Annotated in this window: 8 protein-coding genes; 1 reads left to right on the top strand and 7 read right to left on the bottom strand. The window is 53.6% G+C overall.

The genetic code is table 11. From position 1 onward, the window contains the following. Positions 1–139: 139 nt before the first annotated feature. From pyk to polA, 7 genes are read right to left on the bottom strand one after another with little or no spacing between them, the layout of a single operon-like run. Entirely contained in the window at positions 140–1561 is a 1422-nt protein-coding gene (gene pyk / locus AC5OW4_RS12890) for a pyruvate kinase (RefSeq protein ID WP_229056819.1), read from the bottom strand. A gap of 17 nt (positions 1562–1578) precedes the next feature. Beyond that, positions 1579–2541: a 6-phosphofructokinase gene (gene pfkA, locus AC5OW4_RS12885; protein ID WP_006059031.1), complete on the bottom strand. Its 963-nt coding sequence runs from the start codon at positions 2539–2541 to the stop codon at positions 1579–1581. A gap of 57 nt (positions 2542–2598) precedes the next feature. Continuing rightward, entirely contained in the window at positions 2599–3519 is a 921-nt protein-coding gene (locus AC5OW4_RS12880) for an ATP-binding protein (RefSeq protein WP_072684245.1), read from the bottom strand. 3 nt (positions 3520–3522) lie between these two features. Next, positions 3523–4743, bottom strand: a complete 1221-nt coding sequence (locus tag AC5OW4_RS12875) for a DnaD domain protein (protein ID WP_072684244.1) — start codon at positions 4741–4743, stop codon at positions 3523–3525. After that, on the bottom strand, positions 4709–5323 hold the full coding sequence (gene coaE, locus AC5OW4_RS12870) for a dephospho-CoA kinase (RefSeq protein WP_072684243.1): 615 nt from the start codon (positions 5321–5323) through the stop codon (positions 4709–4711). Before coaE ends, AC5OW4_RS12875 begins: the two co-directional genes overlap by 35 nt. Beyond that, positions 5235–6155, bottom strand: coding sequence for a bifunctional DNA-formamidopyrimidine glycosylase/DNA-(apurinic or apyrimidinic site) lyase (mutM, locus tag AC5OW4_RS12865; protein ID WP_072684242.1), 921 nt, complete (start codon positions 6153–6155; stop codon positions 5235–5237). Before mutM ends, coaE begins: the two co-directional genes overlap by 89 nt. Position 6156: 1 nt before the next feature. Beyond that, complete coding sequence (polA, locus tag AC5OW4_RS12860) at positions 6157–8769, bottom strand: DNA polymerase I (RefSeq protein ID WP_072684241.1); 2613 nt, start codon at positions 8767–8769, stop codon at positions 6157–6159. A 350-nt stretch (positions 8770–9119) separates the two neighbouring features. Here polA and AC5OW4_RS12855 point away from each other — a divergent pair, with 350 nt between their 5' ends. Then, on the top strand, positions 9120–9269 hold the full coding sequence (locus AC5OW4_RS12855) for a hypothetical protein (protein ID WP_195396376.1): 150 nt from the start codon (positions 9120–9122) through the stop codon (positions 9267–9269). Positions 9270–9361: the final 92 nt, after the last annotated feature.

The following is a 9361-nucleotide window of genomic DNA, read 5'->3' as shown; positions in this document are numbered from 1 at the left end:
TAAGACCCGCATTTTACTTATTTCTAACACCTTAGTTCCCTGCCGTTTTCTCAATTAAAAATGAGTCCCATTTCTGGAACTCATCTGCGTCTTTCTTGTTTCGGTTTTTCTCTCACCAACACTATTTTTGAAAGAGCCCTTATTTTATTTCGATGATCTTCATCATGTTGGCGCTGCCTTCGCCCGTTGGGTAACCGGCGGACATGATGATCAGCTGGCCTGGCTTCAAGCCGTAGCCCTTGGCGATAGTGCTCGCCAGTTCGTCATCATTGGTCAGCTCATTCTGGATATCCGAGAAGATCGGCGTTACGCCCCAATAGGCTTCCAGCTTGCGCTGCGTGCTCTTGGTGAACGTGACGGCCAGAATTGGAACGCACGGTCTGAACTTGGAGATTCGCTTCGCCGTGGTGCCGCCTTGGGTGAAGACGACAACCGCACCGACGTTCTGCAGCGTCAGCGTCGCATCGGAAACCGCGATGCCGATCGCATCCTGAACCGTCTTGCGGCTGGACTTGATCGAATGATCCAGACGCTCACGGTACGGAATGATCTTTTCGACCGCTTCCGCAATCGTCGCCATCGTTCTGACCGCTTCGACCGGATATTCGCCGGCCGCGCTTTCACCTGAAAGCATGATCGCATCGGAGCCATCCAGAACCGCGTTGGCAACGTCGCTCGCTTCCGCACGGGTCGGACGCGGGTTGGCCATCATGGATTCCAGCATGTGGGTTGCGGTGATGACCGGCTTGCCCATTTCATTCGCCTTATGGATAATCGTCTTCTGGTAAATCGGAACATACTGTGTCTGAACTTCAACGCCCAGATCGCCGCGCGCAACCATGACGCCATCCGCAACTTCCAGAATCGATTCCAGATTGTCGAAGCCTTCCTGGTTTTCAATCTTCGCGATGATCTGGATCGTCGGCTTGCCCATTTCGATCAGGATCTTGCGGATCGCCAGAACGTCTTCCGCCCGTCTGACAAACGAAGCGGCGATGAAGTCAACGTCTTTTTCGCAGCCAAAGCGGATATCCGCATCGTCTTTTTCCGAAATAAACGGCATCGACAGCTTCACGTTAGGCACGTTGCAGCCCTTGCGAGTTTTGATTGTTCCGGAGTTTTCGACGCGGCAGGTCAGTTCCTGTCCGTCGTTTTCCAGAATCGTCAGGCGCATTTTGCCATCGTCGATCAGAATGTAATTGCCAGCCTTCACGTCCTCAAACAGTTCCGGGCAGGCGATGTGGAAACGCTCGTGCGTTCCTTCGATTTCCGCGCGGCAGATCTTGACGATATCGCCCTTTAAGAAATCAGCCTTGCCATCCTTAAAGATTCCGCAGCGGATTTCCGGGCCCTTGGTATCGAGCATAATGGCCAGGTTAATGCCGATTCGTTCGCTGACCTCGCGGATCATGTCGATGCGTTCGCCATGGGTTTTGTGATCCTCATGCGAAAAGTTGCACCGGACGATATTCATGCCTTCCTTCGCCAGCTTCTCCACCATTTCCGGGGTGTTGCTGGCAGGACCTAACGTACATACAATTTTAGTCTTCTTACCTAACATAATCTTCCTCCTTCAACTTATACTAACCGGTCAAACAGACGATACAAGTCCTTCCGGGAATGCCGTGGGGAAGACAGGGCTTCCTCAATCGGCATCGAAGTGACCTTGTTGTCAATCATCCCGACACAGTGTCCGCCGACGCCGTCCATCAACAGATCGACCGCTTTTTCGCCCATCATCGAGGCTAAAACACGATCTCTCGGCGATGGCGATCCGCCGCGCTGCACATGGCCCAGTACAGTCGCCCGTCCGGCAAAGCCGGTATTCTGGGAAATCTTGCGCGCTAACTCGTCGACGTCCGCGATCTTCTCTGAAATGACGACGATCGCATGGCGTTTCTTCACGGCTTTGTCCAAATACCGGAGCCGTTCCAGAACATCCAGCTCGTCATAGCCCGTTTCCGGCGTGATGACGATCTCGGCTCCGCAGGAAATCGCAGCCCAGACCGCCAGATCGCCGCATCGGTTGCCCATCACTTCCACGACGGAACAACGATGATGCGAGCTGGAGGTATCACGCAGTTTATCCACCGCTTCCACGACGGTATTCAGCGCCGTGTCAAAGCCGATCGTAAAATCGGTGCCCGGAATATCGTTGTCGATCGTTCCCGGCAGACCGATACAGTTAATGCCCAGTTTCGTCAGCGCCATCGCGCCGCGATAAGAACCATCGCCGCCGATCACGACGACCGCGTCGATCTTCGCGTTCTGCAGCGTCTGCACCGCTTTTTTCTGTATTTCCAGGTCTTTGAATTCCGTTAAACGGGCCGACCCCAGTACGGTGCCGCCCCGGTTCAGAATATCGCTGACGGTGGATTTATCCATCGGAATGTAATTGCCCTCGACTAAACCGCGGTAACCATCCTTGATGCCCATGACCTCAAAGCCGTTGGCCAGCGCCACGCGCGTCACTGCCCGGATCGCCGCGTTCATGCCCGGAGCATCGCCGCCGGACGTCAAGATTCCGATTCTTCGTATCATACGTAACCCTCCTGTCATTTCCCGTATATCATAGCATTGAATTTGAAAATTGTGAAACTAAATCGACGTGTTTCGGCGATTTTTTCCAGTGATTTTCATCTCTTTCGACAAGGCTTTTATGCGTTCCATAATTCTAACCGCTTTCAATTCTTCCTTGTCGGATTTTTGATTATACATGTAGTGATTTTCCAGCGAGCTGAAGTTTTCATTGCTTGTGAACCAGGTCAGTTTCTGACGGTCCATCCGCTCGTTGAAGATCGGCAGCAGCACTTCGTCGCGCAGCCAGGAGGTCACGCTTTCCGCTCCGATATCGTCGAACACCGCAAAGTCCGCACGCTTCATTTCGTACAGCTCGTCCTCGAAGCTGTCGCGGTCGTCAAGCAGCCCCTTGATCCGTGAAGCCATCGTCGGCACATGCACGAACACAACGCGCTTGCCCTGACGGGCATAGCTGTTGCACGCGCAGGCCGCAAGATAAGTCTTCCCCACTCCCGGCGCGCCAAACAAATAAAGTCCTTTTTCCGCCGGTGCTAACAAATTCTGCGAGATTTTCGCCACCGCTGCCGCGTATGCCGTCTCTTCCTCGTCGATGTTGATATCAGTGATCGACACCGTCCACAAACGCCGCGGCAAATCGTTGATGCGGTAGTTGTGAACATGCTTTTCCGCCTGCAGCTGCTGCCTGGCATAACGGCACGGACGGACCTGAAGCGTCAGAAACCCAGTATACGACAGATCGAGCACCTCGCCCTTTTGTTTCTGGCGGCATTGATTTAAGCCCGCACAGTTCTGGCACAGGCTCAGCTGGTCGATCCATTGATGAAACCGGTACGGGTAGTTCTCAACCCAGCTTTCATCCAGACCGTTGGTTTGCAAAAAGTTCTGCACCAGCGGATGAGCTTTCATTTTGGCGGCCAGCGCTTGTTTTTCCTTCAGCTGTTGTTCGTTCAGTTGGATTCCCCATTTTACGGCTTCCATCGCTTAGCCCTCCTGTTCGCGCAGCCGGCGGCGGATTTCTTCAAATTCTTCACGATCGAAATCCGTTTCTTCTGCGGTTTCTTTTTCCGATCCGGTCTTCATCTGGACGTAATAATCCGGCAGCACGTCTTTGCGGCTGCCGCCCCGGCCGCTGCGGCCGCGTGGTTTTTTAGCTTCCGCCATGGCTTTTTCCGCCGTATCAACGCCGGAGCGGATCCAGGCTGCGGCAAGCGAGGCGACAAAGGAAGGAACCAGCTTGTTATCGCTGATGGACAAAACGTGTTCCAACAGAATATTGACGACCTTCGGATCCATCTTCATCTCGGTGATGAGCTTCTCAATCGTGCGTTTATCGCTGTCCTGCACCGGCACACCGTTCTGCTTGGACTGCAGAAAGGCGACCGGCGGCAGATCGTATGGATCGTCCGAGACCTTTTTCGCCGGCTTTTTCGCTTTCATGACAAACGCCGTGGAGCGCAGCTTTTCCGCATCCAGCGTGTTGTTCGTATTGTCTGTGCAGCGGCCGACCAGAATCAGCATTTCATCGGCGCTTAAGCCGTACATCGTCGCCAGCTCCCCGATCAGGCGCAGATTCTCATTGGTGCGCGCTTCAATCGGAAAGACGAGGTTGCTGGCGCGGGTTAAGAAGCGCTCGTAATCGAAGTGAATGGCCGGATGATCGCCGGCGTCGAAATTGTACCGCGGTTTGATACTGGCAAACTGTTCCTCGCTCTCGGCGTCCCAGTTCTCGATGACCGAGCTTTTGAATTGTTCGCTGACTTCCTCAAAGCCTTCCCGCGACAGCTCGATGTGCGCCAGCTTGTTAAGCGAAAGCTGGTATTGCTTCGCCCCCATGATCCGCGCGTACAGCCGCCCCAGCACCTCATGCTTAAAAAACCGGTCGGCTTCCAGCGGCGGATACAGCACATAAATGTAGTTGTCCTTGCCTTCTCCGGTTTTGATATAACTGCGCATCAGCATCATTTCTTCCAGCTTGCGCCGTGAGCGTTCCAGCACCGTGATGTCCATGTTCATGATCTGACATAACCGGCCGTGCGGCTCAAACGAACGCTGGTGCTTGGCTTCGCTGATCAACGTCAGATACAGCGCCGCCCCGGCGCAGCCGACCAGCGGCTGATACAGCGACATTAAGGAATTCAGCGCGTCCGCGCCCAGCGGCCGCAGCACTTCACTGCGGTATCCGTCTTTCGCTTTCAGTTCCATCTTGTTTCTCCTTGATCCATTGTTGAATCTGATCTTGCATTGCGGGAATATCCCCGTCGTTGACGATCGTCAGCGTCGAACGGCGGCTTTTCTCTTCCTGGCTCATCTGCGCCGCCATCCTTGCCCGCGCCTGCTGAGGTGAAAGACCGCGGCCCTGCTGCAGCCGCTGCAGGATGGTTTCCAGCGGCGCGGTGACGGTGATGATCTCGTCAAACTGCTTTTCCATGCCCGCTTCAAACAACAGCGGCACCTCGGCAAACCACAGCGGCGATGAGGAGGCTTTTGCCTGGCGGTTTAATTCCGCCTGGATCAGGGGATGCGTGATCGCTTCGAGCTGGCGCCGCCGCGCGGCATCCTGAAAGACGATCGCGCCTAAAGCCGCCCGGTCGATTCGCCCTTGATCATCTAAAATAGCGGGACCGAAAGCTTCGACGCAGGCTTTATATCCCGCCTGATCCGGCTGCAGGATCGCATGGCTGATCGCGTCGCAGTCAGCGACCGGATACCCCAGATTTCGTAAGCACTGGCTCAGCGTCGACTTTCCGCTGCCGATCACGCCGGTGATCGCGATTTTGATCATATTCGATTCCCGTTCCTCTCTTTTTCTGACAATGCGGACAATAGTAGGTCCCCCGCTGGGCGACCGCAATCTTCTTGATCGGCCCGCCGCACAGCGGACAGGCTTCGCCTTCCCGGCCATGGACCTGGATCTGCAGCTGAAACCGGCCGGTCACCCCTAAGGATGAGGTATAGCTGCGGATCGAGCTGCCCCCGGCCTCAATCGCCAGGCTCAGGATCTGCCGGGTGACCTCCGGCAGCGCGGTGATCTGCGCTTTTGTCAGCTGGTCGCAGCGTTTGCGCGGATCAATCCGCAGCGCGAAGCAGATCTCATTGGCATAGATATTGCCGATGCCGGCGACAAAGCTCTGATCGAGCAGGACTTGTTTAATCGGAACTCGGCGTTTCTTTAAAAATGCGCGGCAGTAGTCCGGATTAAATTCGTCGTCGAACGGCTCCGGCCCCAGCTCGTGAAAGTGGCGCAGATCGCCGTTCAGTTCCATCAGCTCCATCGTCCCGAACTTGCGCGTATCGTGATAGCGCAGCTGCGTCCCGTCGTCCAGATCGAAAATCACATGGATATGCTTGGACAACGGTTCTTCAGGACGCTGGACATAAAACTTTCCTTCCATCCGCATGTGCGCGATGAAATAGACATCATCCATCTGAAAGACCAGGTATTTCCCGCGCCGCGAAAACCGGCGGAAGTGCTGTCCCTCTAAGCGCCGGCAGAATTCGCCGGCATCCATCTGAATCATCTTCGGCATGCGCACTTCAACGTGTTCGATCCGGCGGTCAGGAATTAAAAGTTCCAGCGTGCGGACGACCGTTTCAACCTCTGGCAGCTCCGGCATCTTATTTCGCCTCGTACCAGGTACTGCCGATTTTAGTTTCCGCGACTAACGGCACCTTCAGTTCCATCGCGTGCTCCATTCCCTCCTGGATAATCGCGCATAACGCATCCAGCTCGCCTGGCAGCGCGTCGAAAATCAATTCGTCGTGAACCTGCAGGATCATTTTGGATTGCAATCCCTTTTCGCTGATCGCCTTGTCGATGCGGATCATCGCCAGCTTGATCAGATCGGCAGCGGAGCCCTGGATCGGAGCGTTCATCGCGGCGCGCTTGCCGAATTCGCGGGTCATGTAATTCTTATCGTGAATCTCCGGCACTTCCCGGCGCCGGCCCAGCATCGTCGCGGTATAGCCGTGTTCCTGGCAGAAGCTGATCACCTGATCCATGTATTTGGAAATGTTCGGATAGCTTTGCAGATAGCGCTCGATGAATTCCTTCGCCTGAGCGCGGCTGATATCCAGCTGCTGAGACAGGCCGAAATCGGAAATGCCGTAGACGATCCCGAAATTGACGGCTTTGGCCTGGCGGCGATGCTTCGCGTCAACCTGATCAAGCGGAATCTGGAATACGTCTGACGCGGTTTTGGTATGAATATCGACGGCATGCCGGAATGCGTCCAGCAGCCCCTGCTCGTCCGCCATGTGCGCCAGCATTCTTAATTCGATCTGGGAGTAGTCGGAAGCGACCAGCACATTGCCCTCGCTCGGCAGAAAGGCCTTGCGCACTTCGCGGGATTCCTCATCGCGGACGCTGATATTCTGCAGATTGGGTTCGGTCGAGGACAGCCGGCCGGTCTGAGTCGCGCATTGATTGTAGATCGTATGGATTCTTCCATCCGGATGAATGTATTTTTTCAAGCCTTCGGCATAGGTGCTGTACAGCTTTTGATATTTTCTGAATTCCAGCAGATCGGCGATAATCGGATGCACGCCCAGCAGCTTTTCGAGTACGTCGGCCGAGGTTGAGCGCTTCTTCCCGCTGGCCGGCAGTCCCAGCTTGTCAAACAAGACTTCGCCCAGCTGTTTCGGCGAGTTGATGTTGAAAGTCTCTCCGGCGGCGGCGTAAATCGCATCGGTCAGCGCGTCCAGGCGGGCCTGGGTCTGCCGGGCAATATCGTCGAGTGTCTGGGAATCAATCCGGATGCCTTCCTTTTCCATCTTATACAGCACGACGGCTAAAGGCATTTCCACATCGTAAAACAGCGAAACGATTTCCATCTCCTTCAGCTTCGGCTCGCTGTTCTTCCACAGCGCGTCGATCAGCTGAATTTTCTGGGCACACAGCTGACGCTGAAGCTGCGGCTCCGGCAGCTTCATCTTGCCCGGCTTGCCATATACCTCATCCATCGTCACCGTTTCCGTCAGGCCGAATTTCTCACGGATCTTCTGATCACTGGTCAGCGTCGAATCGCACAGGAACGCGGCGATCATCGCGTCGATTTTCATTCCGTTGATCGTCAGTCCCGCGCCGTCGGCTAAATGCAGACAAGCCTTGACGTCGTAGACGATCTTGGTCTTCTCCCCGGCCAGATACGCTAACAGCGCTTCATCCTGCCGGACATCTTCAATCGGGATGTAGACATCCTGGTCCTGATACGCCAGCGCCAGACCGTGAACGTCAGCGAAATAGACCGACGGCTGATCCTGGTCGAGCACCAGGATCGCGTTGTCCTGCAGAAGTGCTTCCGGACAGCGGCGGACTTCCGCCACCGTCAGTGTCGGCTGCGAGGCCGGGGCCTCGGCTTCCGCCTGCTCGCTGATCTGGGTAGAAAGCTTGCTTGCCAGCGAGTTCATCTCATAGCGCACATAAAACTGACGCAGCGGCTCCGGCGTGATGTGAAATGTGAATTCTTCCGTTTCAAACGGAATCTCTACGTCGGTTTTGATCGTCGCCAGACGTTTGGATAACAGCGCCTGATCCTTGAAGGCTTCGACATTTTCTTTCAGCTTGCCCTTGAGCTGGTCGGTGTTGGCGATCAGATTTTCCACCGTACCGAACTGTTCCAGCAGCTTCAGCGCTGTCTTTTCACCGACCTTCGGAATTCCCGGGATGTTATCGGATGCGTCGCCCATCAACCCCTTGAGGTCGCGGATCTGATCCGGCGTGATCCCCATCTTTTCCTTCAGGCTTTCCACGGTCATCTCCTCGATATCGCTGATGCCTTTTTTCATCAGCCAGACCGAGGTCGTCTCGTCGATCAGCTGCAGCATATCGCGATCGGAGCTGAGCACGTTGATATCCCAGTCCGGATATTTCTTAATCATTGAACCGATGATGTCGTCGGCTTCGATATCCGTCATTTCAAACTGCTTAATCCCCGCCGCTTCCAGATATTCGCGCACGATCGGAAACTGTTCCACTAACGCGTCCGGCGTTTCCTTGCGGCCGCCCTTGTACTCGGCGAACAGCTCGTGGCGGAAGGTATGCTTGCCCTTGTCGAAAGCGACGAGCATCGCGTCCGGCTGGATGATCTGAACGGCTTTGTTGATCATCATCGCAAAACCGTAAATCGCGTTGGTCGGAATACCGGTCGACGTCGACATCGGCCGCATAAAGGTTGCGTAAAATGCCCGGAAGAGCATGGAATTTCCATCGACTAACAACATTTTTTTCATGGTTGGATCTCCTTTTGTTTTTAAACTGGATTCAGTTCTTATTTTACCATAAGCCCTGATGAATATCAAAAGAAGCGCAAGCTGGCGCATAAACCGCAGTCCTGTCCGTTTAAATCTTAATTGATGTTTCCTGTGAATAAAATTCTGATTCTTTCAAGTTTTACTAAAACAGAAAAAATTTTAACATTTTCATTTTTCTCAGGAGGATTATTTATTTTTTCCGCAATATTAATAATGTAGGGTTTTGTTGAACCGCGGATGCCCGTCCGGACAGAGTCGATTTTTGGTCTTATCAAAATGGATTCAAACTGACAGATTTTTGTCGTCTGTCATCAAAGGAGGGCAATTCTATGGAACATTTCCTGGAACTTTTTGTCACTGTGGTTTTAAAAGTTGGTTTGCCCTTGATCGAATGTTCGATCAAGGTGATTGAATGCCGCTTAAAAATTATAGAGACCAAAAAGAAATTAGATAATAAAAAACAAGAGTTTTTTGCGTGAATTTGAAAAATCTCAAAATCTCAAAAAACATCAATACAAAAAGATTGAATCTCTTCAACTTTTTGTAATTTGAGATATAATATAGGTGGTTA

It is taken from the genome of Holdemania sp. (assembly GCF_986127675.1).
Note: the sequence above shows the minus strand (reverse complement) of the source record. Positions and strands in the feature narration are given on the sequence as shown.

Coding starts and splice junctions, on each gene's coding strand:
- pyk (WP_229056819.1), bottom strand. CDS start 1,561: ATGTTAGGTAAGAAGACTAAAATTGTATGTACGTTAGGTCCTGCCAGC.
- pfkA (WP_006059031.1), bottom strand. CDS start 2,541: ATGATACGAAGAATCGGAATCTTGACGTCCGGCGGCGATGCTCCGGGC.
- AC5OW4_RS12880 (WP_072684245.1), bottom strand. CDS start 3,519: ATGGAAGCCGTAAAATGGGGAATCCAACTGAACGAACAACAGCTGAAG.
- AC5OW4_RS12875 (WP_072684244.1), bottom strand. CDS start 4,743: ATGGAACTGAAAGCGAAAGACGGATACCGCAGTGAAGTGCTGCGGCCG.
- coaE (WP_072684243.1), bottom strand. CDS start 5,323: ATGATCAAAATCGCGATCACCGGCGTGATCGGCAGCGGAAAGTCGACG.
- mutM (WP_072684242.1), bottom strand. CDS start 6,155: ATGCCGGAGCTGCCAGAGGTTGAAACGGTCGTCCGCACGCTGGAACTT.
- polA (WP_072684241.1), bottom strand. CDS start 8,769: ATGAAAAAAATGTTGTTAGTCGATGGAAATTCCATGCTCTTCCGGGCA.
- AC5OW4_RS12855 (WP_195396376.1), top strand. CDS start 9,120: ATGGAACATTTCCTGGAACTTTTTGTCACTGTGGTTTTAAAAGTTGGT.